The 24663-nt window shown below is 63.6% G+C and carries 21 protein-coding genes and 2 pseudogenes; 9 read left to right on the forward strand and 14 right to left on the reverse strand.

The window, feature by feature from the left end; translation table 11 throughout:
* Nucleotides 1–36: 36 nt before the first annotated feature.
* The 6 genes from P8627_RS16430 to P8627_RS16455 all read right to left on the reverse strand — a co-directional run bounded on the left by P8627_RS16430 (nucleotide 37) and on the right by P8627_RS16455 (nucleotide 5251).
* Nucleotides 37–561: a pentapeptide repeat-containing protein gene (locus P8627_RS16430; protein ID WP_279965331.1), complete on the reverse strand. Its 525-nt coding sequence runs from the start codon at nucleotides 559–561 to the stop codon at nucleotides 37–39.
* Between the two features lie 503 nt (nucleotides 562–1064).
* Nucleotides 1065–1529, reverse strand: a complete 465-nt coding sequence (locus tag P8627_RS16435) for a nuclear transport factor 2 family protein (protein WP_279965332.1) — start codon at nucleotides 1527–1529, stop codon at nucleotides 1065–1067.
* Nucleotides 1530–1592: 63 nt separating this feature from the next.
* Nucleotides 1593–2060 carry a cyanase gene (gene cynS / locus P8627_RS16440; RefSeq protein WP_279965333.1) on the reverse strand — a complete coding sequence of 156 codons (468 nt, stop codon included), beginning with the start codon at nucleotides 2058–2060 and terminating at the stop codon, nucleotides 1593–1595.
* 51 nt (nucleotides 2061–2111) lie between these two features.
* Nucleotides 2112–3020: an ABC transporter ATP-binding protein gene (locus P8627_RS16445; protein ID WP_279965334.1), complete on the reverse strand. Its 909-nt coding sequence runs from the start codon at nucleotides 3018–3020 to the stop codon at nucleotides 2112–2114.
* 11 nt (nucleotides 3021–3031) lie between these two features.
* The gene (gene ntrB / locus P8627_RS16450; protein ID WP_279965335.1) at nucleotides 3032–3865 is read right to left on the reverse strand and encodes a nitrate ABC transporter permease; all 834 of its coding nucleotides are present in this window, start codon (nucleotides 3863–3865) and stop codon (nucleotides 3032–3034) included.
* A gap of 3 nt (nucleotides 3866–3868) precedes the next feature.
* On the reverse strand, nucleotides 3869–5251 hold the full coding sequence (locus P8627_RS16455) for a CmpA/NrtA family ABC transporter substrate-binding protein (RefSeq protein WP_279965336.1): 1383 nt from the start codon (nucleotides 5249–5251) through the stop codon (nucleotides 3869–3871).
* A gap of 202 nt (nucleotides 5252–5453) precedes the next feature.
* Between P8627_RS16455 and P8627_RS16460 the strand changes: the two genes are divergently transcribed.
* Nucleotides 5454–7307 (forward strand): sigma 54-interacting transcriptional regulator, encoded by a 1854-nt coding sequence (locus P8627_RS16460; protein WP_279965337.1) that lies wholly within the window; start codon nucleotides 5454–5456, stop codon nucleotides 7305–7307.
* A gap of 140 nt (nucleotides 7308–7447) precedes the next feature.
* Here the strand turns inward: P8627_RS16460 and P8627_RS16465 are convergent.
* The 7 genes and pseudogenes from P8627_RS16465 to P8627_RS16490 all read right to left on the reverse strand — a co-directional run.
* A pseudogene (locus P8627_RS16465) lies at nucleotides 7448–7621 on the reverse strand (IS6 family transposase); the annotation flags it as partial.
* A gap of 24 nt (nucleotides 7622–7645) precedes the next feature.
* Nucleotides 7646–7765: a recombinase family protein gene (locus P8627_RS17040; protein ID WP_347882281.1), complete on the reverse strand. Its 120-nt coding sequence runs from the start codon at nucleotides 7763–7765 to the stop codon at nucleotides 7646–7648.
* Complete coding sequence (locus P8627_RS16470; protein ID WP_279965338.1) at nucleotides 7743–8255, reverse strand: recombinase family protein; 513 nt, start codon at nucleotides 8253–8255, stop codon at nucleotides 7743–7745. The genes P8627_RS17040 and P8627_RS16470 overlap by 23 nt, the downstream gene beginning before the upstream one ends.
* 174 nt (nucleotides 8256–8429) lie before the next feature.
* Complete coding sequence (locus P8627_RS16475; RefSeq protein WP_279965339.1) at nucleotides 8430–8930, reverse strand: phage terminase small subunit P27 family; 501 nt, start codon at nucleotides 8928–8930, stop codon at nucleotides 8430–8432.
* Nucleotides 8931–9138: 208 nt separating this feature from the next.
* Nucleotides 9139–10305 (reverse strand): site-specific DNA-methyltransferase, encoded by a 1167-nt coding sequence (locus tag P8627_RS16480; protein WP_279967504.1) that lies wholly within the window; start codon nucleotides 10303–10305, stop codon nucleotides 9139–9141.
* Nucleotides 10306–11291: 986 nt separating this feature from the next.
* Entirely contained in the window at nucleotides 11292–12263 is a 972-nt protein-coding gene (locus P8627_RS16485) for an MBL fold metallo-hydrolase (protein WP_279965340.1), read from the reverse strand.
* Between the two features lie 206 nt (nucleotides 12264–12469).
* Nucleotides 12470–12796: a hypothetical protein gene (locus P8627_RS16490; RefSeq protein WP_279965341.1), complete on the reverse strand. Its 327-nt coding sequence runs from the start codon at nucleotides 12794–12796 to the stop codon at nucleotides 12470–12472.
* Between the two features lie 963 nt (nucleotides 12797–13759).
* Between P8627_RS16490 and P8627_RS16495 the strand changes: the two genes are divergently transcribed.
* On the forward strand, nucleotides 13760–15985 hold the full coding sequence (locus tag P8627_RS16495; protein WP_279965342.1) for a calcium-binding protein: 2226 nt from the start codon (nucleotides 13760–13762) through the stop codon (nucleotides 15983–15985).
* Nucleotides 15986–16208: 223 nt separating this feature from the next.
* On the opposite strand, the gene P8627_RS16500 is transcribed toward P8627_RS16495, so the two are convergent.
* Nucleotides 16209–16637, reverse strand: a complete 429-nt coding sequence (locus P8627_RS16500) for a hypothetical protein (protein WP_279965343.1) — start codon at nucleotides 16635–16637, stop codon at nucleotides 16209–16211.
* A gap of 509 nt (nucleotides 16638–17146) precedes the next feature.
* Here P8627_RS16500 and P8627_RS16505 point away from each other — a divergent pair.
* The 7 genes and pseudogenes from P8627_RS16505 to P8627_RS16535 all read left to right on the forward strand — a co-directional run bounded on the left by P8627_RS16505 (nucleotide 17147) and on the right by P8627_RS16535 (nucleotide 24543).
* Nucleotides 17147–18079 (forward strand): annotated as a pseudogene (locus P8627_RS16505) (IS5 family transposase).
* A 1033-nt stretch (nucleotides 18080–19112) separates the two neighbouring features.
* Entirely contained in the window at nucleotides 19113–19895 is a 783-nt protein-coding gene (locus tag P8627_RS16510; RefSeq protein WP_279965344.1) for a hypothetical protein, read from the forward strand.
* Nucleotides 19888–21765: an adenine nucleotide alpha hydrolase family protein gene (locus P8627_RS16515; protein ID WP_279965345.1), complete on the forward strand. Its 1878-nt coding sequence runs from the start codon at nucleotides 19888–19890 to the stop codon at nucleotides 21763–21765. The genes P8627_RS16510 and P8627_RS16515 overlap by 8 nt, the downstream gene beginning before the upstream one ends.
* 205 nt (nucleotides 21766–21970) lie before the next feature.
* Nucleotides 21971–22174: a helix-turn-helix domain-containing protein gene (locus P8627_RS16520; protein WP_279965346.1), complete on the forward strand. Its 204-nt coding sequence runs from the start codon at nucleotides 21971–21973 to the stop codon at nucleotides 22172–22174.
* Between the two features lie 214 nt (nucleotides 22175–22388).
* The gene (locus tag P8627_RS16525; RefSeq protein WP_279965347.1) at nucleotides 22389–22847 is read left to right on the forward strand and encodes a DUF2924 domain-containing protein; all 459 of its coding nucleotides are present in this window, start codon (nucleotides 22389–22391) and stop codon (nucleotides 22845–22847) included.
* Entirely contained in the window at nucleotides 22844–24166 is a 1323-nt protein-coding gene (locus tag P8627_RS16530) for a recombinase family protein (protein ID WP_279965348.1), read from the forward strand. The genes P8627_RS16525 and P8627_RS16530 overlap by 4 nt, the downstream gene beginning before the upstream one ends.
* A complete protein-coding gene (locus P8627_RS16535) occupies nucleotides 24163–24543 on the forward strand; it encodes a hypothetical protein (RefSeq protein WP_279965349.1) in 381 nt (126 codons plus the stop codon). The genes P8627_RS16530 and P8627_RS16535 overlap by 4 nt, the downstream gene beginning before the upstream one ends.
* Nucleotides 24544–24663: the final 120 nt, after the last annotated feature.

The raw sequence follows: 24663 nt of genomic DNA on the forward strand, positions 1-24663 counted from the left end.
CGGCGGGGCCCGTTTCGCGGCGCGCGGCCCCGCGTGTCAGTTCCCCGCGTCCGGGGACTGGCCGGGGAGTGCCGGCGCGGCGCTGCCCGCGCAGTCGGAATTGTCGAGCTCGTCGCGGGGCATCTGCGTGTTGCACAGAAGACCCTCCTGAAGGTCGGTCCGCGTCAGGACCGCGCCCTCGAACACCGCGCCGCGCAGATCAGCCCCCGCGAAATCGACATCGGTGAGCTGCGCATCGACGAAGCTCGCGCCGCGCAGGTCCGCTCCGGCGAAGCTCACATCGCGCAGGACCGCGCCTTCGAAGACGGCGATCCCGAGACCCGCACCGTCGAAAGTGACCGACTCGATCCGGGCCGCGCCAAGGTCGATCCCGGTCAGCCGGTCGTCGGTGTAGTCCTTGTTCGCAATCTGGCACGCCTCGCAGTGGCCCAGGGCCCGCATGTCCCCATCGGGGGCCACGGGCTGCGCGACGGCGGGGCTTGCGACCGGCAGGGCCAGGCCCAGGATAATCGCGGTGAGTGTCGGGTTTGGCATGGGGATCCCCAGAAGATGGAACGTCATGGCGGGTGATGGGTCTTGACGCGGATTGGGTCGTCGGATGACCGACCGGATGTGAGGTGGCCGAGGCCCGGTGTTCCGGGCCAGCCGAAGCGTCGAAGATCGTGACCTCTCGGCATCGCGCCAGGGCGGTCAGAGGCGCATCATCGCGACGAAGACACCGGGCGGAAGGGTGGGGCCGGACATCCTGATGGGCGCCCGCCATAACGCGCCCCGGACCTCCCCACCGAAATCGGGTCGCGCGGTCGCGCTTCAAGGGCGAGGTCGAAAAATCCGCCGGGGGCCCAACCGCTCCGGCCCGGGAACGGGGTCCGTCGCGGCGGGGCAGTGACCCCGTCAGGCGCCACCGCGGCGCAGGCAAACCGTGGGAAGCACGCGTGCGAACGGGTCGCGGACGCGGCGTTCGTCCCGCGATCGGCGCCCGGTCGGCGGGACGGGGCATGCGCGCGCGTCCCGGCGACCCCGTGCGTAAATCTTGTTGACGCGACACAGGGCCGGCGACGGGTTCAGAGGCCAAGCTCCGTCAGACCGGGGTGATCGTCGGGGCGGGGGCCCTGAGGCCAGCGGAAAAGACGGTCCGCCTCCCCGATCGGCACGTCGTTGATCGAGGCGTGGCGGACCGCCATGTAGCCGGCCGGATCGAACTCCCAGTTCTCGTTGCCATGGGCGCGGAACCACTGGCCGGACCCGTCGTGGTATTCGTAGCAGAACCGGACCGCGAAGCGGGTCTCGCCATGCGACCAGAGCTCCTTGATGAGCCGGTAGCCGCGCTCCGCCGCCCATTTTCGGGTCAGGAACGCCTCGACCTCCGCCCTGCCATCGAGGAATTCGGCGCGGTTGCGCCAGCGCGTGTCGGGCGTATAGGCCTGCGCCACCCGGACCGGATCGCGGGTGTTCCAGGCGTCTTCGGCAATTCGGACCTTTCGCACGGCATCGTCGAAGCCGAAGGGCGGGACGGGAAGGCGTGTCATCTCGGTCTGGCCCTTTGCCGGGCGTTCGGGGGGACACCGCACGCGCCCCCCCCCGGACGGGACTTACCAGCTGTTGTAGCCCAGATACTTGCCCGACATCTCGACCTTCACCCGGTCGCCCTTGGGGTTCTCGACGCGCGTCACGGTCATGTCGAAATCGATGGCGGACATGATGCCGTCGCCGAACTTCTCCTGGATCAGGGCCTTGAGCGTCGGGCCGTAGACGCCGACGATCTCGTAGAAGCGATAGATGCAGGGATCGGTCGGCACGGCCTGTTCCCAGATCTTGGTGGGGCTTTCGGCCAGCACCGATGCGGCCTCCTGCGGCAGGCCGAGCGCCTTGGTCAGCATCTCCGCCTTGGCGGGCGGGAAGGCGTTCATGCCCATGCAGGCGGAATGGGTCCAGACCGGCGACATCCCGATCTTTTCGGCGATGCCCTCCCAGGTCATGCCGGCCTGCTTCTTGGCCGACAGGATCATGGCGGTCACGTCTTCTTTGGTCATCTCGGTCATGGCGTACTGGTCTTTCATGATTGTCGTTCCTTTCCTTGGGTTCGGGTGCCGTTTCTCGTGCGGCGATGCTCAGAGGTTGACCGCGCGTAGCCGACTGGGGGCATCGCCGGGCGCGTCGGGCGGCGGGGTGGTCTTGTCGATATGCACGGTCGCCGGGCGGTTCGGCCCGGACCCTTCCGCGTTGCCCGAGATCTCCCGCGAGCGCTGGCCGAGGAAATGCACCAGGTGGTTGCGGATGGCGTAGTAGTTCGGATGCTCGACGATCTCGGTCCGGCTGCGCGGGCGCGGGATCGTGATGTCGACCGATTCCGCCACCCGGGCGAAGGGGCCGTTCGACATCAGCAGGATGCGGTCGGCCAGCAGGATCGCCTCGTCGATGTCGTGGGTGATCATGAAGACCGTCTGTTCGGTGCCGCCCCAGATCTTCAGCAACTCGTCCTGGATGGTGCCGCGGGTCAGCGCGTCGAGCGCGCCGAAGGGTTCGTCCAGCAGCAGAAGCTTCGGGTGGTTGGCGAAGGCCCGGGCGATCGAAACCCGCTGGCGCATGCCCCCCGACAGCTGCGAGGGTTTGCGGTGGATCACGTCGCCTTCGAGCCCGACCATGGCCAGGTACTTCTTCGAATGCTCGATCACCTGCGCCTTGGACCATTCGGGATGGCGGGCGGCCACGCCGAAGGTGACGTTCTTGAGCGTGCTGAGCCAGGGCAGCAGCGAGTAGTTCTGGAACACCACGCCGCGGTCGAGGCTGGGGCCCGAGACTTCGTAGCCGTCCATCTTGACCACGCCGCTGGTCGGATCGGCGAGGCCTGCGAGAATGTTCATGATCGTCGATTTGCCGCAGCCGGAATGGCCCAGGATCACGACGAACTCGCCCTTCTCGACGCCGAAGGTGGCGTCCTCGAACACAGTCAGATCGCCGCCTTGCCCATCGGGATAGATCTGCGTCAGGTTCTCGACGCTCAGGAACGGTTTGGGCATCGGTTCACTCCTTATTCCACATAGGCCACGGCGCGCTGGAGCGTGCCGAAGGCCGCATCCAGCAGCATGCCAACGATGCCGATCATCAGGATCGAGAAGACCACCGAGGTGAGGTCGAGGTTGTTCCACTCGTTCCACACGTAGTAGCCGATGCCGGTCCCCCCCACGAGCATCTCGGCCGCGACGATCACCAGCCAGGCGATGCCGATGGAGATGCGCATGCCGGTCACGATGGTCGGCGCCGCGGCGGGCAGGATCACGGTCAGCGCGGTGCGCAGATGCCCTAGTTCATGCGTCCGGGCGACGTTGACCCAGTCCCCGCGGACCCCGGCGACGCCGAAGGCCGTGTTGATCAGCATCGGCCAGATCGAGCATATGAAGATCACGAAGATGGCCGAGGCCTCGGAATCCTGGATGATGAACAGCGCCAGCGGCATCCAGGCCAGCGGCGAGATCGGCCGCAGCACCTGGATGAAGGGGTTCAGCGCCTTGAACGCCACCTGGCTCATCCCGATGAGGAAGCCCAGCGGGATCGCGACGATGGCGGCGAGGAAATAGCCCGACAGGACGCGGTAGATCGAATAGCCGATCTGGATGCCGATGCCCTTGTCGTTGGGGCCCGCGTCGTAGAACGGGTTGCTCAACTCTTCCCACGCCTTGGCGAAGACCTGGCTCGGGGCGGGCACGCCCGCCTTGGGCGCGCCGCCGCCGGTGAGCCGTTCGTATTCGGTGAGCTCGCCCACCGCCTTCTGCGCCGGGATGGCGGCCTCCCAGATCAGGAGGCCGACCAGCAGCAGAACGACGGAGAGAAGGGCGGCCCGGCCGTTCAGGCTGAGGCTGGCCATTGGTTATCCCTTCTTGATGGCGAAGCTGTCGACATAGGCTTCGGGCGTTTCGGGATCGAAGCTTTTGCCCATGATCATGTGCGACTTGTAGCTGACGTCCGGGGCGTCGTAGCCCAGCTCGGTCATCACCTTCCGGCAGTCCGCCGCCAGGTAGACCTGCTCGGCCACCGCCTTGTAGTCGATGTGGTTCTCGATATAGCCCCAGCGCTTCATCTGGGTCAGGATCCACACCCCCATCGAATGCCAGGGGAACGGGTCGAAATCGATCCGGTCGGGCACCTGCTTTACCTCGCCCAGGCCGTCGGCATAGGTGCCGGTCAGCACCTGCTCGATCACCGTGACCGGCTGGTTGAGGTAGTTCGTGGGCGCGATCGCGGCCGAGATTTCCTTCCGATTGTCCGGGTTCGAGGCGTATTGCGTGGCGTCGATGATCGACTTCAGCAGCGCGCCGTAGGTGTTGGGCAACTCGGTGGCGAAGGACAGCGGCGCGGCGAAGGCGCAGCAGGGGTGGCCCTCCCAGATCTCCTTGGTCAGGATGTGGATGAAGCCGATGCCCTCGTAGACGGCGCGCTGGTTGAACGGGTCGGGCGAGAGATAGCCGTCGAGATTGCCCGCGCGCAGGTTGGCCACCATCTCGGGCGGCGGCACGACGCGGATCTGGATGTCGACATCCGGGTCGAGGCCGAATTCGGCGACGTAGTAGCGCAGCAGGAAGTTGTGCATCGAGTATTCGAACGGCACGCCGAAGGTGAAGCCCTTCCACTGCGTCGGGTCGCGCTTGTCCATGTGCTGGTTGCCCAGCACGATGGCCTGGCCGTTGATGTTCTCAACGGCGGGCATGATGTAGGGCTCGGCCACCGACCCGGCGCCCAGCGTCATGGCCAGCGGCATCGGGGTCAGCATGTGGCTGGCGTCATATTCGCCCGACAGCGACTTGTCGCGGGCCACGGCCCAGCCGGCGGTCTTGATGACCTGGGCGTTGAGGCCGTATTTCTCGTAGAAGCCCAGCGGCTGCGCCATGATGATCGGCGTGGCGCAGGTGATCGGGACGAAGCCGATGTTGAGGTCGGTCTTCTCCGGCGGCCCGAGATTGTCGAGGATCGCGGCCTTGGCCTGGTCCATCGGGAAGACGGAGGCGAGCGCAGCCGCGATCGTGGACCCGCCCATCATCCCCATGAAGGACCGGCGGCCGATATCGCTCTGCCCGAAGACGGAGCGGACGATCGCGCTTTCCACCGCGCGTTCCAGCATCTCGTCGGATGTCGAGATGTCCGCGCTCGTATCGGCATCCGCACCATTGCCGCTGCAGCTGTGGCAACTGCAGTCGGCGCCGTGCCGAAGGTCGGTTTTCGCGGAAAAGGGGTTTCCGAGGCTCTTAACGGTCATGCGGGATCTCCACCTGTTGCTGCGTCGATCTTGAGCGGGGCGGTCGCGGACCAACAGGGGGCGGGGCGAAAACGCGAACTTTCCGAATTATCAATTAATACAACGTGCTGGGAGCATATCTTCTGTCGACGGGTTTACGAAAATTCATAAATTACGAATTTTCGTATTGAAGCGCAGCCCGCGTCGCGCTTCTTTCGAGCGCATGTCCGTCGATCAAGCCACACTCGATTCCCTGCTCGCGGGCGCGTTCGGCGCGACGGTGGTGATCGACCTGTCGAACGACCGCATCCTGGGCGCGTCCGCCGAGGCGCAGGCTTTGCTGCGGCAGGCCCCGCTGGCGGGCCACCGCTTTTCCACCTTCGTCCACGGACACCTGGGGCAGCTGATCGTATTCGTGGATGAGGTGCTGCATCGGGGCATGGCGTGGACCCGGCGGATCCAGGTGACGCCGCGCGACGGCGAGGCGCTCGACTGCGAGATCAACGGCAAGGTCGCCGCGCTGGACCGCGGCGCCGCGCTCGTCCTGCAGATCACCGATCTCGCGGAACTGGATTCGCGGGCGGAGGCGGCGCGCGTGGCGCGGCTTTACGGCGGCGGGCTGCACGAATGGCAGCGGGCGCAGTCGTTCTTTTCCGAACTGGAGCAGCAGAACCAGCTGATCCTGAACGCGGCGGGCGAAGGGATCTACGGCGTCAACGCCGACGGGAAGACCACCTTCGTCAACCGCGCCGCGCAGGAGATGCTGGGATGGACCGCGGACGACCTGCTGGGGCAGGACATCCACTCCAAGATCCATCACCATCACCTCGACGGGGAACTCTATCCCTCGCAGGAATGCCCGATCTACCAGTCCTTCCGCTTCGAGGAGGTGAACCGCATCGAGGACGAGGTTTTCTGGCGGAAGGACGGCAAGCCGATCCGGGTCGAATACGTCTCGACCCCGATCTACGAGGGCAAGGTGCTGGCGGGGGCCGTCGTCATCTTCCGCGACATCACCGAGCGCTGGGAAAACGAGCAGAAGCTGCGCGAGGCGCTGGAGGAGGTCGCGGCCCTGCGCGACAAGCTGGAGCAGGAGAACGCCTACCTGCAGGAGGCGATCAACATCGAGCGGGCGCATCACGACATCATCGGCCAGTCGCCGTCGATCCGCGAGATCCTCGCGCGGATCGAGATGGTGTCGCGCACCAACGCCAACGTCCTGATCACGGGAGAGAGCGGCACGGGAAAGGCGATGGTGGCGACGGCCATCCACGCCGACAGCGACCGCCGCCGCCGTCCGCTGATCCATTTCAAGTGCGCCTCGGTGAACCCCGACATGATCGAAAGCGAGCTGTTCGGCCATGTGCGCGGCGCCTTCACCGCCGCGCTGCGCGACAAGCCCGGCAAGCTCGAGCTGGCGCATGGCGGCACGCTGTTTCTCGACGAATTCGCCGATATTCCCCTCGAACAGCAGGGCATGCTGCTGGAGGCGCTGCAGAGCCGGCGGGTCACCCGCATGGGCGACACGCGCCCGCGCGAGCTGGATCTGCGGGTCGTCGCCTCGACCAGCCGCAACCTCGAACGCGAGGTGCAGGCCGGGCGGGTGCGGCAGGACCTGATGTTCTTCCTCAATGTCTTTCCGATCCAGTGCACGCCGCTGCGAGAGCGGATCGACGACATCCCGCCGCTGACGGTGCATCTGCTCAAACTGGCCTGCAAACGCCTGGGCATCCCGGTGCCGGTGATCACCGAAGGCATCATACGCACGCTGCAACGCTACGACTGGCCCGGCAATGTCCGGGAACTCGCCAATGTCATCGAACGCGCGGCCATCGTGTCGCGCGGCGACAAGTTGCGCGTCGACATCCGCTCGGTGGGGGCCCCGGCGGTGCGCGGCGCGGCGACCCTGCTGACCGAGGCCGAGGTGGACCAGATCCGCACCGCCAACACCATCGCCTGCCTGCGCGAAACCGGGGGCAAGGTGTCCGGCCCCGGGGGCGCGGCGGAACTGCTGGGGATCCGCCCGACCACGCTCTATTCCCGCATCCGGAAGCTCGGGCTGCAGGCCGAGGGGTGACGCCCGGGGCCCGCGTCGCGAAAGGCCGTCGCGTCCGAGAGCGACTTGGTTCCAGGGGCGAGGGCGGGAAGTTGGGGGGCGGTTGGCGGTGGTGTCAGACAAGTTCGAACCAGTCTCAGCTCGGGCAGGATGACTGTCCCTTAGTTTGCGCGGAGTCCGCGCCATTCGGACAGAGCGGCGGTGCGGTTGGCATTGAAGGTGTCCCGTCGGGAGAGGCTGCGTTCATGGTTGAAGTGGTTCCAAACGTATGCGTTCGCGGCGGCGAACTTCTGCAGACACCGCATGCGCAGGAAGCGAAGCATCGCTTGCTCTCGCATCGGCATGCGCCAGTGGTCCAATCACCCCAGCGCCTTCAGCCTTCGCAGCAAATTGCTGACGTTCGACACGTGCCATCGGCCTCCGCGCCGCGTTCGGATTCCGCGGGTGTTCAACTCGTCAGCGATCGCGCGCAGCGCCATATGCCTTTCTTCGGGGATCGCCGCGATGACCGGCGCCAGATCCCGCGCAAAGGCGTCCGCGTTCGCCGCGACCGCCGCGCGTAACGCGACCCCGCCCTTGCCAGCCCGTCGGAGCGCTGCAGCCCCGTTCGGGTTTCCGAGCTTCACCCCGCGTGCCTTTGCCGCCGCGAGCGCCTCCCTGGTGCGCCGTGAGATCGCCTTGCGCGACGAGGGCCATGATGCCCATGGTAAGGTCGTTCGCCTCGGGCATGTCGCAGGCCAGGAAGCGCACGCCGCTCGATTGCAGCGTCAGCAGGAAGGCCGCGTTGCGCGACAGCCTGTCGAGCTTGGCGATGACCAGCGTGGCGCCCGTCAGCTTGGCGAGGTTCAGGGCCTTGTCGAGCTCTGGCCGCTCGTTCTTCCGACCGCTCTCCACTTCCGTGAACCGGCCGATCACCTCCGCGCGGCGGGAGGTCGCGAAGGCGTCGATCGCTTTCCTCTGCGCCTCCATTCCCAGCCCGGACCGTCCTTGCCGCGCCGTCGAGACCCGCTCGTAGGCGACGAGCCGCAGGGCCGGGGCAGGGGGCGGAGATGAGGAAGCGGCCATGTACACACCTGCCTGACGTTCGTTGCGCAGGTCTGTACGTCGCTCGAACGGGACGCGAAGTGTAGCGCCCGAGCCCGGTCAAAGGCGCGGATCGATCGTCACGGCGTTCTCGTGGCCCTCGACGAGGTTGCCCTTCCCATCGCGTGTTCTTCCGTCGGCGCCTTCGAACAGGATCCTGAACACCGTCGTCTCGTCTCCGGCGCCGGCCCGATCCGGGAGGCGCGCCCGTGAGGTCGGCGTGGTCCCGAGTTCGGACATGTACCGGCCCATGAGTTCGAGCTGCTTGTTGGCGATGCCGATCCAGGGCGATTGCTGGACATAGCCGGAGGGCGTCTTGATCAACTTCGGACCCGCGCGCAGCTGACGCTCGGCCTCGGCCCACTTGCTATAGGACTGGCAGTAGGCGGCGAAGGCGGCCCGATCGGCGACGGTCAGGATGCCCGCGTCGAAGAGGGTTCTGGCCAGCCGGCGCCATTCCTTGCGGGCGACATCATCGAGATGGGCCGGGCAGCGCGGCAGGCCGCCTTCCTTGAGTTCCGCAGACGCGCGTGGTCGGGGCTTCGGTCCACGCCGCGCCATCAGTCTGGCGATCCCGGAACCAGGCGCCGAACGAGAGGACTGCCTCGGGTCGAAGCGACCGCAAAGGCGAGGCTGCCGACGAGCGCCTGCTGCGCCCGAATGTCAAAACACGCCATCGGGAAGACGAGCACCTGCACGACGACGTTCCAACTACCATTAGCCACGAGCCTTGTTGCGGTTTCGATGCGCCAAAGGGCAGGCGGCGGGTTCATGCAGCGGCCTCTTCGCGTGCGCGGGCGACGGCATCGAAGGTTTGTCCATCCTGCGCGTTCGTGGCCTGCCGGCCCGTGAAGTCCTGCCAACGCGCCACGGCCACGTCGACATAGGCCGGGTCCAGCTCCATCGCGAGGCAGACGCGCCCCGTCGTCTCGGCCGCGATGATGGAGGTGCCAGAGCCCGAGAAGGGCTCGTAGACCGCCTGTCCGGCACTCGCGTTGTTGAGCATCGGGCGGCGCATGCACTCGACGGGTTTCTGCGTGCCGTGGACCGTCGCGGCGTCCTGGTCGCGGTTCGGGATCTGCCAGAGCGTCGACTGCGTCCGGTCCCCTGACCAGTGGCCCGTGCCGCGGACGGCGTACCAGGCCGGCTCGTGCTGCCAGTGGTAGTGCCCGCGGCTGAGCACATGCCGGTCCTTGGCCCAGATGATCTGCGAGCGGATGTCGAAGCCGGAGGCTGCGAGGCTTTCGGCCACCGTGGAGGCGTGCAGCGCGCCGTGCCAGACATACGCGACTTCGCCGGGGAACAGGGCCCAGGCCTCGCGCCAGTCGGCCCGGTCGTCATTGGCGACCTTGCCCGTGCGCCTCGTCTTCGCCGCGCCGACATCGTTGCGCCAGCCCGGGTCGTAATTCACGCCATAGGGAGGGTCGGTGACCATCAGGTGCGGCCGGACGCCGTCGAGCAACCGAGACACCGCCGCCGCGTCCGTGGCGTCGCCGCAGAGCAGCCGGTGGGACCCAAGCTGCCACAGGTCGCCCGGACGGCTCACGGGCCGGGCAGGGGGCTCGGGCGTGGCTTCCTCGCCCTCCCGGGCCGCACCGCTGCCGAGCAGCGCGTCAAGCTCCGCGCCGTCGAAGCCCAGATCGCCCAGCTCCACGCCCAGATCAGCCAGCTCGCCCAGTTCGAGACCCAGCAGGGCGCGATCCCATTCGGCCCGCTCGGCCAGGCGGTTGTCGGCGAGGATGTAGGCCCGCTTCTGCGCCTCTGTCAGATGCCCGAGCTCGATCACCGGCACCGTCTTGAGCCCGAGCTTGCGCGCGGCCAGCACGCGGCCGTGGCCGGCGATGATGCCACGCTGGCCGTCGACCAGCACCGGGTTGTTGAACCCGAACTCGCGAATGGAGCCCGCGATCAGCGCCACCTGCGCGTCCGAATGCATGCGCGCGTTGCTGGCGTAGGGGACGAGATCCGCCACGGGGGCCTGGGTGATGGACCGGGCGCCGTTCGGTCCGCCGTAATGTGCTGCGACTGCCTTGGTCACGACCCCCGCCTCGAATTACGCGGCGCCGTCCGCCGCCCGCCGCCAGTCTAGCGCCGGCGGTAAATAATTGTAATCATGACATTTCACGACAATCCCGGACGGGGAGCGACAATTCCGAAATCGATGACTGACGGCGGCGGACCCGTTACTGCAAGCGACCGCGCCCCTACCGTAATTTTCAGACTATGAATTCCACTAAGCGGCGAATGGCTGCTCCGAGTCCAACTTGCACGTTCGTCATAGCGCAGCGAAGGTCTGCTCGAAGGATCAGGCACAAACATGCCGAAACCAGTTGGGTTTCGCCCTGGGGTTCTGACCGTGCTTACATGTTGAAGGGGCGGAGGCGCTCACGGAAAGACAGAAACGACCGTCTTTGGCGCATAGGTATTGTGAGGAGGGTTGTGTCCGATGAGCGGACGAAGCTGCGGTTCGCGTCACCAATTCGATTGTCCGCTTCGGCAATGCCAATGCCAATGATTTCCTCGCCAATATGCAACCGGCTCAAAAAAAAAGATCACGGCGATGACAAGATCCCAGGGAGGGCTTTCTACACTTCATTGAGATCCGACGGGATGACGAAAATCCAGGCTGGATCAAAGAGGGGCGGCGCAATGTGCTGCCTAATTCTTGTGAATTTTAAAATCTGACATCCCCTGACGGGGCGACTTTGCGGGCCCGGAGCCTTAGGGACAGATCGCCCGAGTTGTCACTGTGATGTCGCCCGAGTAGCGCTGTCGGACAAATTGGAATTGGTCCGACAGCGCCATTCAGCAGGCGTAGGGTGTCCGGTTCGTCATCTTCGTCTAAGTGCTTTAGTAGCTACCTAAGTGTACCAACCGGTCCGAAAATCCGCGACCAGCTCTCAGCTTGGTGGGACGACTGCTTTATATGTGCTGCCATTCTTCTGGAACCCAAGCGTAGGCCCCGTCTTTTTCTTCGACATGACCGATACCAGGGAACGGCAAATGGGTGCCCGCAACGGCGATCTTGTCGGCAACCACCATATCCAAGACACGGCGGCGCGTCTCGGCGGCCTGCACGCCATCTGCGTCAAAGGCGATACCGGCATCAGGGTGGCTAAACTGCAGCGACGCCAAAGCTGTGCTGTCTCCCCATATGATCAACTGATCAGAGCCATCCGACACACGGACCCCACTGTGTCCTGGGGTATGCCCCGGCATTGCCAAAGTGGTGAGGCCGCCACCAAGATCGGTATTGTCGCCAAACATTTCAGTCCGCTGAGTGTAGGCCTCGCTGACAGCACGTGCCAGGGCAAAGAAACCTTGCGAAGACTCCGGCGCACCCGATGCGATCATCTCGTCCGTCCAGAAGGCATGATCGGCCTCGCTGACATGCAACGACGCATTCGGGAAGACCGGGCCATTATCTCCGATCAATCCCCCGATGTGATCCGGGTGCATGTGAGTCAACACAATGTGGTTCACGTCTTCAGGTGCAACGCCAAGCAGCTCCAGCGATGTGCGCAGCCTGCCTGCTGTTGGTCCAAAGGCACCGCCCGCACCAGCATCGACCAAGCTAACCTGGTCTCCTTGGCGAATGACGTGAGTACTGATTGCCAGCGGAATCGGATTCGCAGGATCAAGATAGGCCGCCTTCATTCCTTCCGCGATTTGCTCGTCCCCGAGGTTCGTTACAAGGTTCTGATCGAGCTTGAAATACCCGTCCAGCAACGTCGTCACGCGCAGATTGCCGACCATACGATCATAGAAGGTTGGAATTGGTGCCGTTGTATGGGCCGCGGCTTGCAGGGGGTGTGGGCGTCCGGCGGCAAGAAGGGCGGCCCCACCCGCGGCGCCCAGAATCAATCCACGGCGCGAAGGATCGAAAGAAGTCATGAGTAATTCCTTGTTTCATATGCAGAACTTCAATTCTGCGTATCGTATACTTTCAATCAAATAGGTCTGAATTTCAGATGACCACCCACCGAGAGCATGGACAGACCAACGGCCCTCGGACGAACAGCGGACATCTTACGGATTTGCGGCACACCCCAACTCGGGCTCTTTCCGGACCTTCTTCGCACCGAAGAATGTGCCAAAACTCAACCGTTACTGTCACCGGCGATAACGACCGTTTCTGTCCTTTGCCGAAAGCTGCCGTCCGTGCAACGTCCGTCCACTTCGTCCGCACAGGCGACGTTCAGCCCTTGGAGAATGCTGCGGCAACGATAAATGGCCGCTTTGGTGACGCTGCGAGCCGCATCGACGGTCGGTTCGAACGACTGGTTTGGGCCGTCCGCGCAGGACGGCCCGCCCCTCCATATCCCCAACGACTCGAGTCCTGCCAAGGCGAGCGCGAAGTGCGCGCGGTCGCGGCGCGCCTTGCGCATGACCTCGGGTATCGCCCGCAGCATTGCCTCGGTTTCCACGATGTCCGGATGGTCGCGCGGCGGCAGGGGTAAGGGCGGCCGAGAACTCCTTGCGGGAAAGTTCGAGGTAGCCGGGCAGGTCGCGCGGCAGATGGGCGAATTCGGACCGCTTCAGGAACCAGTCGAGGAAGGCCCGCAGGTGCGACAGAATGTGCGAGACCGTCGAACGCGAACGAGCGGCCTGTCCCTCCGACGCGAAAGAGCGGCGGAGGGCCTCGCGCAAGCCCGCAGCGTTATCGCGATTGAGATGCGCGAAGGGCTTGCTGTTCGTAAGCTCCGCCATCCCCCGGATTGCTACGAGTATTCGGCCTTGCGTCGTCCGATCGAGGCTACCCGCATAGCTCTGCTATCGGTGGATGACCCAGTCGTTGCGGAGGTAGATCGCGAGGCTGTTGGCTGGGAGGAACTCCCCAGCATCAGCGCGGCCGGAAGAATTCCATACGTCGGAAGCGCCTGCCACAGCAAAAATTTGCTACGGAAATCTAGGCCCGACCTGAGCTAGCCGTTTTCACCTATTCTTGTTCCTTCAGTGCTTACAATTAGGCAATTAGTTCCGCTATGAGAACTTGGTGTGTGAGGGTTGCCGAGGTCTAAGCCGTCGGAGAGCGAAAAGCGGCAAGCATCGACTCCTCAGAGCAAGGACCGCGTCAAGACCGTGTTGAGACCACTCTAGCAATTGACCTGTAGGATTTTTGGTTGCGGCTTCGTCCGAAATCCGGCGATGTCTAGGCCCAAGGAGCTACAGGGTGGGCGCTGCATCGAAGAACTCCAAGTTTCTCGGCTGCGAAGAGCCTGCGGATCGGGATAAAGTTGAGTTCAATTTTTACATATTTATCGCGCCGCGGAAACCGTTCGTTACGATAGACTGTCATACTGATGATCTACTGCACGCGCGGAGGCCTTCGGGTTGGGCCGGGTTCGAGCGAATGACAGATAGACCGCGCCGGAAGTTTGGGGCTCACAATGTTAAAGATCGAGACATCAAACGCTTCGGGCCATTTCTCCTCATCCGACCATTTCCACACCAATCTACTGCCCTTGGCCCATACAGGTTCGCCGTCATTTGCGACCGAAACGGAAAACCCAGACGGTAAGCTTACCCTCGCGATGGAGAATGCGCTCGATCATTTCGGAAGCACGGCCGTTCGCTTCCCGGGTGGCATGCCGGATAAGGTGTTCGAGGATGGGATGCTTCCAGGTGGAGGCCTCGCACCGGAGATCGCGACGTTCCTGGCGGATGCAGATTCAAAGGGTCTTTCCGTCAGCTTCGTCGTACCGGTCGACGCACCTCTAGGTCAGACGCGGGATCAGTTCCTCGACGATCTCCAGGACTTTGTCACTATCGTCTCCGACCGTTTTCCCGGGGTCGTCGAATCCTATCAGCTTGGAAACGAATATTGGGCGGGGCGGACGTCAGGCGATGCAAGTCTGGAGGAGATTTACGGAAGAAATGCCGCAGAAGCGACCAACGCAATCGCTGAGGGCCTAGGCGGCGCCAATGCAGAGGCTAACATCTTTATACAAGCGTCTGGAAACCTTAGGGGCGCTTTTGGGAATGATCCGCGGCAGGCGAACGAAGAAATCCAGAACGCTTTCTCGCAGGTTCCTGGAGCGACGGACGAATTGGATGGCGTGGTTCGAAACTTCTACTGGAAGGATCCCGACGAGGGCGGATTCGAAAACGACAGTGGTGCGTTTCGCGAAGATCGAGCGCTTCCTGAAAATCTTGCCTCCGAAGGTGTCGGTGGCTGGGAGGACTGGCTTCAACGTGACCTCCAGAAGATGGTGGGTGAATACAACATAAACCTGAATTTGGCGATAGGAGACGACGCGATCGATATCGGGAGGCACGGCGCCTCTATGCTATTGGAGCACTATACAAATCTTGTAGAGGCCGACGTTGATACTGCTTTCGTTTGGCCTCTCATCCACAACACACAGAACGCTTTTCTGAATAAAGAGGAGGAAATCCAAGTTGTCTCTGTGGCAGGCCTTGAAATCTCCACAAACTCAACTCGCGGCGCTATGTTCGATGTCATCCGGCAGACTGTGGGCGATCATGAATTGGTCGATGTGAGTTGGAGCTTTCTTCAGGGTCCACATCAAATCGAGGTCACCGCGTTCGAGTCGCGGGCTAGAGACGAAAACGGCGCGGCCGAAGAGAGGATCGTCTTTTTGTCCTCACGCTCGGAAGATGTGATTGAGACGCAGATCGATCTTTCCCAATTTTCGGGAGACTACTTGGGGTCGTCAGGAATTCGGATCGGTTATGAGGATATTGGCGGCAATCATCGCGATGCAAAGGTTTCCCTCATCGACACTCACGATCTGGTCGACGGGATCGGCGAGATCAGTCTCGCACCGTATGAGGTTGTTCAGATAACCTTCGAGCGACCATTCGGGAGCTCGGAGCCCGAAGAAGATAGCGATGTGGCGAACCCGGAGCCTTCCGACACGCCCTACGTATCGCACTGTGTCCAGTTGACCTGGCGTGAGGACCACTACCGAGGGCTAGAGTTGGCCGAAGAGGTTCATGGCCGAGGAGGTCATGACCGGATCTTTGGGAACGGAGGCGACGACACGATCTTCGGACATATGGGAGACGACACGATAGATGGCGGCGTCGGTAACGACGAAATCGGGGGCGGCCACGGAGATGATGTCCTTTGGGGTGGCGCCGGCAATGATCGGATCAACGGAAAACGGGGCGAGGACACAATTTACGGGGAAGCCGGGGACGATCACATCATCGGTGATTGGGGTCGCGACCTTCTGGATGGTGGCCTCGGCCATGACACGATCTTCGGGCGTGTTGGCCAGGACACGATCAATGGAGGAGGAGGGCGGGATATCATTGACGGCCAGCGAGGTGATGACGTCCTTAATGGCGGGCGCGGTGTCGACGTGTTGACAGGAGGTCACGGGAACGACATCTTTGTCTTCCAGGATCTCGACCGTGGATTTGACCGGATCACGGACTTCACGAGAGGCGAGGATAGTATCCAGCTTTCCGCTCCCGAAATTGACGGAATGGAAGATCTTCGCTTCATTCCATATGATCGGGGCGCCTCCGTTCTGATCCGATTCGAGGACGAAGCAGGAGAGCAGGTTGATAGCTGGGGAGGTATCGTGATCGAAGATTACGATGATCAGAGCTCTTTCGAACACTCAGATTTCGTGTTCTTCTAGGAGCTAGGCCGAGTGTTTCCTGGCAATAAGTCGGTTGGCGGAATATCTTGCGGATCGTCACCAGAACCGATATCCGTCGCCTGTTCTTACCCTGAGGTCGGGCAGGCCTAAACGACTCCAGTCCTGAGGATAGGTTTGATTTTCCAGTGTACCGCCTCTCAGAGAGAGTGCCCTAAGGGCTACTTTTCCGAGGGATATTAGGCGCCGACGCATCAATCGTCTCTCAGCAAAACGTATCAATATCTTTTGGCGAGCTTCCAAACCCACCGAAGTCGCTACAGAGGACGATTTTGTTATCCGAAATCTTGGCAAAGTCCAGGAACCACCAGCGAAAGATAATGGCGCGCAATTCATTCGCGAAGGGCTGCAAGCCGTAGCGTTCCATTTCGTCAGCAATGTCCTGAACAGTCGAAAGCGGATCTCTTGCGAAGAAGGCTTCCTCATCTTTCCCAACTGTGTTGACCCAGTGGCTTTCAGCATCTTGCCCCTTTTCGTCGAAACTTTGACCGGCCTCGGATTCATCGACACGACCGGAATCTGCGGCGCCGAAATCATGCGAGAAGTCCCGCTGTTGGGTGGCATCCCCATCGCCCGCGGCATTTCCATCTATGCAGGACGATTTGCGGTCGCGCTCATCGTTTCGAATAGTCATCGAACCCCCTGTTCTACGCCAAAGAAAATTTGTCGGCGCAACGTAGTGCCGTTTTTTCGTGCCATTCACTAGAGAACAATCCTGCCGATACGGTTAACCAAGGCTTAAAATGTTGCAAGTGCGCTATTGCGTTGGATTTTTCCCTTCATATTGCGCCATTGGCGTGACGCCATACAAAATCTGCGCTGCAACTTCAGAATTGCATGCGAAGGTATGCAGACATCGGCGGGATCTCGCCGAATCATTCGGTGAAACTTCCTTGGCTCGATTCTGCGAAATAGATGAATCAGAAGGACTGCTTATGGGCGCCAATGCCGCAACCTCCGGTGGTACAGCAGGCCACCAATCCACAGCCGTCCGGGCAAGATCCACTTCTGTTGTGTTACTGCGTAGCGGTTTAGGGCTGGGTCAAGGTTTGCTCGGGGCCGTTTTATGGTCGTGATGGGCGTTGTTGCAGAACTATGGCCTTGAGGATTCACTTCGCGAATCCAAGCGGTTAGACGGGCTGCATGAGCAAACCACCTCCCGCCCGCTATCGCACGACGAACTGGTCCAGCTACAACGCATCGCTTCGGAAGCGGGGGTCGCTCCTGATCTGGGTCGACAAGGACATGGCCTGCCTCGCGCCGCGTTACGGGCGGCCCGGACGGCCAGCGGTCTTTTTCGATGCCGTCATCCGGTTCTGCCTGTCGATCAAGATCCTGTTCAAGCTGCCGTTGCGCCAGACTTCCGGCATGGTCGCGAGCCTGCTGAAGTTTGCAGGGCTGAACTGGCCCGTGCCGGACTTTTCGACCCTGTGCCGCAGGCAAAAGACCCTGGTCGTGCAGGTTCCCTATCGCCGCGCAGATGGCCCGCTGAACCTGCTCGTAGATAGCACCGGGATCAAGTTCTTTGGCGATGGCGAATGGTAAGCCCGCAAGCATGGGGTGCAGGGCCGACGCCAGTGGCGCAAGGTCCACTTGGCCATGGATCCGGCCACATCCGACATCCGTGCCGTGGAATTCACCCCCAGTCGTGATGGCAACAGTCCCGTGCTACCGGACCTCCTTGGGCAGGTCCCGGAAGACGAGCAGATTGGCACCGTGACTGCCGACGGCGCCTATGACACGCGCCGCTGCCACACCGCTATCCTCGCGAGTCAGGCCATTCCAATCATTCCGATCCGCAAGAACGGGCGGCTTTGGAAGGATGACAGCCCGTCGGCACGCGCCCGAAACGAATTCCTGCGCGCAACGCGATACTACGGCAAGGCTTTCGGGAAACGATGGACGGGATACCACGCCCGAAGCCGCATCGAGGCGAAGATGCGCTGCCTGAAATCCTTCGGCGAGCGCATCATGGCAAGAGACCCCGACCGCCAGACCGCCGAAATCCACATCCGCGTCGCACTCATGAACCGCTTCAACGCACTCGGAACCGCCGAGGTCGTTCGCGTCGCCTGACGTCAGCGGGGTAAGGGGCGGTCATGCCTCAGGCTTGGGTTCTGCAACAATGCCGGGGGACAATCGACCTGTCGACCGACGGCGCGGTCGTCCGATACTCATCGGCCTTTCATGATTGGGCGGGGGGTCGCATCGACGAGACCATTCCGAGGGAGATCGCGAAAGAGATTGTCCCGGTCGGAACACTGGAGTTGGACCGTACCTGGATCGCAAGTTCGGACGATGTCGAATCGCCGGATCGGTTCTGCCGGGAGGTTCTCGACAGCCTGAAGTCTTAGACGAACGTCCACTTCGTCCGCATGGCGGACATTGGTGCAATTGGCAGCATGAGGCGGAAGAACACTGAAAGCCTGCAACGGGTCTGGACGATCAGGTTCACTCACCGCGCCCGTTGCCTTTGAACGTCTCCACGAGGCGATAATCCGATGCCCAGCCGCATTCTTTGGGTCGGCCGCCCGACCGCCTCGCGCGCGCGTACTTCCCTTGTTGTCCCCAGTGTCGGTTGGAGAGTCCTCAGAGCGAAGGCATAGGACGACCAGCCCCGGCCACGTGCCGAAGCCGGTCCCCTCTGCCTTCAGCTGTCCGTGTCGGTCGGAGCCGCCCCGTCGCTTCAGGCCCCCGGGATCGCAATCACCCGCGTTCCGGGGTCGGCCGCTACTTTCGACACCGGGTGTGGTGCCGGGGGACGCGCTTCGGCCTTTCGGACTGCGCCTGGCATGTGTCCCCGCCCCGTGGTGTGCCATTCCGCGATCGGCGCCACGGTCATGAAAACCCTCCGCCGAACCAGGCCACGAAGCGGCCCGATCGGCCAAACCCGTGACGCCTCCAAGGTACTTCGGACCCTAAGCTATTGTAAGAATGACACTTTCCGACATCAGGCGACAATCGCCGCCAGCTGCCCGGTCGCCTTCGCCCGAGACCCCCGAATGTGTCCAAGCGGTTCAAGCGGGACGTGACGCTTCGACGCGCGCGCACTGGGCCTTTGACACGGCCCGACGGGACCCGTTTTGATGAGTGCAGGGAGGCCAATTTCATGGGGCACAACACACTCGGCGTGATCCCAAGATCCGTGCGGTGGCGCCGGGTCGTCGATCTGCTGGGTACGGACGCCCCTGATGCGACCGTGATCGCGGCTACCGCGGACGCGGCCGAGTCCAGCCTGCTGCGAGCCTCCGACGACCCGGTCTTCGTCGAGGCCGTCAGGCTGCTGCTTCTGGTCCCGACAGCCGCTCGCGCCGAAGATTTTCGCGGGGCGCTGGACGCGGCAGGTCTCGCCGCGGGGGACAGTCCCGAACTCCTCGACCTCATAATGGCCGCCTCGGCACGCCTGGACGCCGTCCGACGCAGTACGATCCGGCGCACCGACCTGGGAGAGCTCGCGGGACGAGCGCTTGCCACGTCCCTGAACCAGCATATCGGTGATGCCCTGCCGGGCCTGTTCGCTGCGACGCCGGAGGATGTGCAGCTGGCCGCGAAGAGACTCTCGTCCGCGCGCGGCATGTCCCATCTGGCCCGTGGGTTCTTCGCCAACATCACGCAAGCCACGCTGTCCTACTGGCTGGAGCGAACCCTGGCGGATCAGGAGGCTAGAGGTGGACGGTTTGGCGCCTTGGGAAGCCGGGATGCGTTCGACGCGGAACTCCGCGCCTACACCCAGGAGGCCTCGCGGATCATCAAGGAGTTCGCCGGCAGCTGGTACACGAAGACCTTGCACGACAAGGGGGGCATCTCGTCCCAGGACGCGGCGCGCTTCGGCGCGGTCTGCCTGAAGAAGATCAGCGCGGAGTTGCGCCTCAAGCGGAGCACGGATGCCTGACGCGGAGGTCCTGGTCGGAGGCGAAGCTGAACCACGCGTGATCCGGATCAACGGCCCGGACCCCACATTCGTTCTGGCGTCCGACATCATCCGCGCCGCCGCCATATCGGAGGTCGACCCACGCGCACTGGATTTCCTGGAGATCGCCGCGGTCGTGTTCGCCGCCGACAGCGCCGTGACCCGGGGTGGCGGGACACGGGTTGGCATGGGAGAAGGTTGGCGACGCGACTTCGTCTTCCGGATCCCGGTTCGGAACCCGGAACTCTGGTCCCGACCGGATGTGACCGAGGCGCTGGAGGCCGCGACCGAGTTCCTGACGGAGGATCGCGTGCGCTTCGCCTTCGTTCCGGCCGACCCCGAACCGACGCGGGAGCCCTATCTCGATCTCGTTCCGGGCGGTGAGGCGTTTCGGGCGGACCAGGTGATCCTGTTCTCCGGCGGTCTCGACTCCTTCGCGGGGGCGCTGGAGACGCTCGCCACCACCTCGTCGAACGTCGTGCTCGTCACCCATCGCTCGGCGCAGAAAGTCATTCCGCGGCAGGTTGAACTCGGCCAGTACCTCAGGGACCGGTTTCCGAACCGCGTTCTGCACATCAACGTACAGGCACGCCGCAAAGGGCAGGAGGCGAGGGACGCGACGCAGCGGTCTCGGACCCTGCTCTTCGCCGCCTTGGGTCAGGCCGTGGCCACGACCTTCGGGGGCGAGCGGCTGAGCTTCTACGAGAACGGCATTGTCAGTCACAACCTTCCGATCACCCAGCAGATCGTCGGCACGATGGCCACGCGGACGACGCATCCGATGTCACTGAAGCTGGTGAACGATCTGCTGGCGCTGGTCTGGCCGGACCGTCCGCGCATCGTAAACCGGTACGAGTGGCTGACCAAGACCGAGGTCGTGCGGCGGATCGCCGAGCAGGGCGGGGCAACCCAGATCCCAAGGGCCGTCAGCTGCACGAGCATCCGCGAACAGACGAACCTCCACACCCATTGCGGCGCCTGCACGCAGTGCCTCGATCGCCGCTTCGCGATCCTCGCCGCCGGACTGGCCGACCACGATCCGTCCGAGATCTACGGAACAGATGTTCTGCTGGGAGAGCGGGGAACGACGCGGTCGCGAACGATCGCCGTCGAATGGACCCGCCATTCGCTCCGGCTCGCGAAGCTCGATCCGGCCTCCGCCATGTCGGAGTTCGGGCAGGAGATCAGCCGGATTGCCGGCGGGCATCCGAACCTGTCGGGGGCCGCCGCGCTCGACAGGACGCTTGCCATGCACAGGCGCCATTCCGAAGCAGTGCGCTCGGTCTTGGCACAGGCGGTCCGCGAGCATTCGGACGAGATTGTCAGCCATGCGCTTCCGGACGACTCGTTGCTCGCGATGCATCTCAGGCAGGACATCAGCGCTATCTCCGCGCCGGCCTTTCGGTTCGAGGGCATCTTGCATGACGACGACCTGGAGGCTGAGTACTCAGAGGAGGCGGATCAAGATGCAGGCGACCGATTGCGGGTCGCGTTCCTCAAGGAAGGCGACCGCTTCGTCATCGTGGCGCATTCGCTTGGCCGTGTGGCGGGGCAGCCCGCGATGGTCGCGCATGGGCTAAAGCCGGCCTTTGATGCAGATCGTGCTGCCGGCCGTTCCGGCGACCATCACCGCTACTTGCGCGTATCGGAGATCGAGCACTGCGAAAAGCTATCAAAGGAAGCCATCCGGAAAGCCGTCCAGCGATGCCGAGAGGAACTGGCGGCGTTCTATGAAGCGATGCACCGCAAAAGGCCGGCTGCTCCGCTCCTTATACAGAACAGACCAAAAGCTGGATATCGGCTGGACCCCGACCTGATCCCCGCCAGCGCGTATCTCGAAGGCGGCGACTAACCGCTCGTTCCGGGCCGCCGATCCTAGTGTCACGCTATACTTGGCGTATGTCACGCTTGCGACCTTGACAGCCAACAGAAACAATAAGTTGTGATGGTCGCATGTCACGCATGGCACGGCTTCCGTCACGCTTGGAAGGGCGAAAAAGTGCGGTTCCCCCGTCACGATAGAGCTTGAGACGACAAGCCCGGACGGAGACCGAGCCATGCGACATCGCGAGCAAGACCACGGCGGAACCCTGAGCGAGGGGCTCCTGGCCAAACGCTGGCAGCTCTCCTGTCGCACGCTGCAGCGCTGGCGGAGCCAGGGACGGGGTCCGGCCTTCCTCTTCATCGAAGGAAGCATCCGCTACCGGCTTTCCGACATCATCGACTACGAGGAGCGCTGCGTTCGCGGCGGAAGCCAATGATGGCCGGGCAAGGCGCCCGCATGACCAATCCGCTGGCGCCCCATCACCTGACCCCGGCCGAGCGTCGTGCCGAGCTTTGCCGACTGCTCGCCCTCGGCTTGATCCGTCTCCGGATGCGCACAGAGGCGATCGAGATCCCCGGTGACGGAGACCTTCCGCTACACTCTCCGGCTCACCGGAGCGGTCATGCAACTCCAACTCAGGAGATGATGGCATGACGACCCACGATCCCATCCCCGCGCGCCTGGCCGCGCTGAAGACCGCCGCGACCCCGGCCCTGAAGGCGCAGTGGCGCGACCTGTTCGACAGCGAGCCGCCCCCGTTCAACCGCCGCTACCTGGAGAGCCGGCTGGCCTACCGCACTCAGGAACTCGTCTATGGCGGGCTGAAGCCCGAGACCGTCCGGCGGCTTGAGCGGCTCGGCGAGGATCTCGACGGAGGCGACCGCAGGAAGAGCCGCGTTCGCGCCGATCACGGCCGCCCGATCACCGGTACGCGGCTGATCCGGGAGTGGCAGGGCGTCGAGCAGGTCGTCACAGTCACAGCCGATGGCTTCGAGTGGCAGGGGCGGCCCTACAAGTCGCTGTCGGCCATCGCGCGCGCGATCACCGGCACGCGCTGGAACGGCTGGGTGTTCTTCGGCCTGAGGAACCACCGGAGGAGGCCGCGGTGAGCGACAAGACTGTCCCAAAGGTTATTCCCAAGCGCCGATGTGCGGTCTACACGCGCAAGTCGTCCGAGGAAGGGCTGGAGCAGGAGTTCAACTCGCTCCACGCCCAGCGGGAAGCCTGCGAGGCCTACATCGCCAGCCAGCGCTCCGAAGGCTGGGTGCTCGTCCGCGATCAGTATGACGACGGCGGCATCTCCGGCGGCACGCTGGAGCGGCCCGGCCTGCAGCGGCTGCTGGAGGACATAGAGGATGGGCTGGTCGACGTGGTCGTGGTCTACAAGATCGACCGCCTCAGCCGCTCGCTCGCCGACTTCGCCAAGCTGGTCGAGGTGTTCGATCGGAACGGGGTAACCTTCGTCTCGGTCACGCAGTCCTTCAACACGACCACGTCTATGGGCCGGCTGACGCTGAACATCCTGCTGTCCTTCGCCCAGTTCGAGCGCGAGGTGACGGCCGAGCGCATCCGCGACAAGGTCGCCGCCAGCCGGAAGAAGGGCATGTGGATGGGCGGGGTGCCGCCCTTCGGTTATCGGGTGGAAAGCCGGAAGCTGCTGGTCGACGAGAACACCGCCGCGCATGTGCGTTGGATCTTCGCGCGTTTCCTTGAGATCGGGTCCTGCACGGAACTTGCGCGGGAGGTCGGCACGCGCGGCATCCGGACGCCGCGGGGCAACCTGATCGACAAGAAGTACCTGTACCGGATGCTCAACAACCGCGCCTACATCGGCGAGGCGGTCCACAAGGGCGAGAGCTACCCCGGCGAGCACGACGCCATCATCGACCGCGAGACTTGGGAGAAGGTTCACGCCATCCTCCAGGAAAGCCCCCGCAAGCGCGCAGCACGCACCCGCGCAGAGACGCCCGCGCTGCTGAAGGGGCTACTGTTCGGCCCCGATGGCGCGGCCTTCTCGCCGACGCATACCCGCAAGGGCGACCGGCTTTACCGCTACTACGTCAGCCAGACGGTGCTGAAGCATGGCGCCGGATCTTGCCCGGTTGGCCGCGTGCCTGCGGGGGAGATCGAGGCGGCCGTCATCGACCAGCTGCGCGCCGTCTTCCGCCAGCCGGAGATCGTGGCGGGGACGTGGAAGGCTGGGCGTCCCCACGCTGATGGCATTACCGAGGCCGGGGCCCGCAGCGCCCTGCAGCAGCTCGACCCTCTGTGGGACGAACTGTTCCCGGCCGAACAGGCGCGCATCGCGGCGCTGCTGGTCGAGCGCGTGGACATCGGCACGGAGGGCCTGAACGTTCGACTACGCATCGACGGCCTTAGCGGCCTCGCGTGTGAAATGCTGGCCGGCGGTGTCGAAACCGCCGCATGACACGGGGCGCACCGATCCCCGACACCGTGACACTCCACGTCCCGTTCCGCGTCGTGAAGCGCGGCGGGCGGAAGGAGATGCAGATGCCGGAAGGCGCTGCGCAGCCGCGCCGGACAGACAGTACCCTCGTCAAAGCGCTGGCTCGCGCCTTCCGCTGGAAGCGGATGCTGGAGTCGGGCGAGTTCGGCACCATCGCCGAACTTGCTGCCCGTGAGGCTATCCCGTCGACCTACATGGCGCGCGTTCTTCGGCTAACGCTGATCGCACCTGAAGTCGTCGAGGCGATTCTCGATGGGCGCCAGCCGAGGACACTGACGCTTCCAACGGTGATGAAGCCGTTCCCGATGGCATGGAAGGAGCAGCGGACGTTCCGGTAGGCTGAGCTGCCTCGACGGGGCGCACCTGCTCTGTTTCTGCTTGGCGCTGGAGGGGGTACGACCTCCGATGCCATTAGAATATAAACAAAATCCATGGTGATCATCGAAGACCCGCGATAA

Origin of the sequence: Jannaschia sp. GRR-S6-38 (assembly GCF_029853695.1) — a bacterium.
Classification (GTDB): Bacteria; Pseudomonadota; Alphaproteobacteria; order Rhodobacterales; family Rhodobacteraceae; genus Jannaschia; species Jannaschia ovalis.

Bases quoted from the DNA above. Each gene is read 5' to 3' on its own strand.
- P8627_RS16430 (WP_279965331.1), bottom strand. From the start codon at position 561: ATGACGTTCCATCTTCTGGGGATCCCCATGCCAAACCCGACACTCACC.
- P8627_RS16535 (WP_279965349.1), top strand. From the start codon at position 24,163: ATGACACGGGGCGCACCGATCCCCGACACCGTGACACTCCACGTCCCG.
- P8627_RS16515 (WP_279965345.1), top strand. From the start codon at position 19,888: ATGCCTGACGCGGAGGTCCTGGTCGGAGGCGAAGCTGAACCACGCGTG.
- P8627_RS16525 (WP_279965347.1), top strand. From the start codon at position 22,389: ATGACGACCCACGATCCCATCCCCGCGCGCCTGGCCGCGCTGAAGACC.
- P8627_RS16500 (WP_279965343.1), bottom strand. From the start codon at position 16,637: ATGACTATTCGAAACGATGAGCGCGACCGCAAATCGTCCTGCATAGAT.
- P8627_RS16470 (WP_279965338.1), bottom strand. From the start codon at position 8,255: ATGGAGGCGCAGAGGAAAGCGATCGACGCCTTCGCGACCTCCCGCCGC.
- P8627_RS16510 (WP_279965344.1), top strand. From the start codon at position 19,113: ATGGGGCACAACACACTCGGCGTGATCCCAAGATCCGTGCGGTGGCGC.
- P8627_RS16460 (WP_279965337.1), top strand. From the start codon at position 5,454: ATGTCCGTCGATCAAGCCACACTCGATTCCCTGCTCGCGGGCGCGTTC.
- P8627_RS16475 (WP_279965339.1), bottom strand. From the start codon at position 8,930: ATGGCGCGGCGTGGACCGAAGCCCCGACCACGCGCGTCTGCGGAACTC.
- P8627_RS16435 (WP_279965332.1), bottom strand. From the start codon at position 1,529: ATGACACGCCTTCCCGTCCCGCCCTTCGGCTTCGACGATGCCGTGCGA.
- P8627_RS16520 (WP_279965346.1), top strand. From the start codon at position 21,971: ATGCGACATCGCGAGCAAGACCACGGCGGAACCCTGAGCGAGGGGCTC.
- P8627_RS16455 (WP_279965336.1), bottom strand. From the start codon at position 5,251: ATGACCGTTAAGAGCCTCGGAAACCCCTTTTCCGCGAAAACCGACCTT.
- P8627_RS17040 (WP_347882281.1), bottom strand. From the start codon at position 7,765: ATGGCGCTGCGCGCGATCGCTGACGAGTTGAACACCCGCGGAATCCGA.
- cynS (WP_279965333.1), bottom strand. From the start codon at position 2,060: ATGAAAGACCAGTACGCCATGACCGAGATGACCAAAGAAGACGTGACC.
- ntrB (WP_279965335.1), bottom strand. From the start codon at position 3,865: ATGGCCAGCCTCAGCCTGAACGGCCGGGCCGCCCTTCTCTCCGTCGTT.
- P8627_RS16480 (WP_279967504.1), bottom strand. From the start codon at position 10,305: ATGCATTCGGACGCGCAGGTGGCGCTGATCGCGGGCTCCATTCGCGAG.
- P8627_RS16485 (WP_279965340.1), bottom strand. From the start codon at position 12,263: ATGACTTCTTTCGATCCTTCGCGCCGTGGATTGATTCTGGGCGCCGCG.
- P8627_RS16495 (WP_279965342.1), top strand. From the start codon at position 13,760: ATGTTAAAGATCGAGACATCAAACGCTTCGGGCCATTTCTCCTCATCC.
- P8627_RS16445 (WP_279965334.1), bottom strand. From the start codon at position 3,020: ATGCCCAAACCGTTCCTGAGCGTCGAGAACCTGACGCAGATCTATCCC.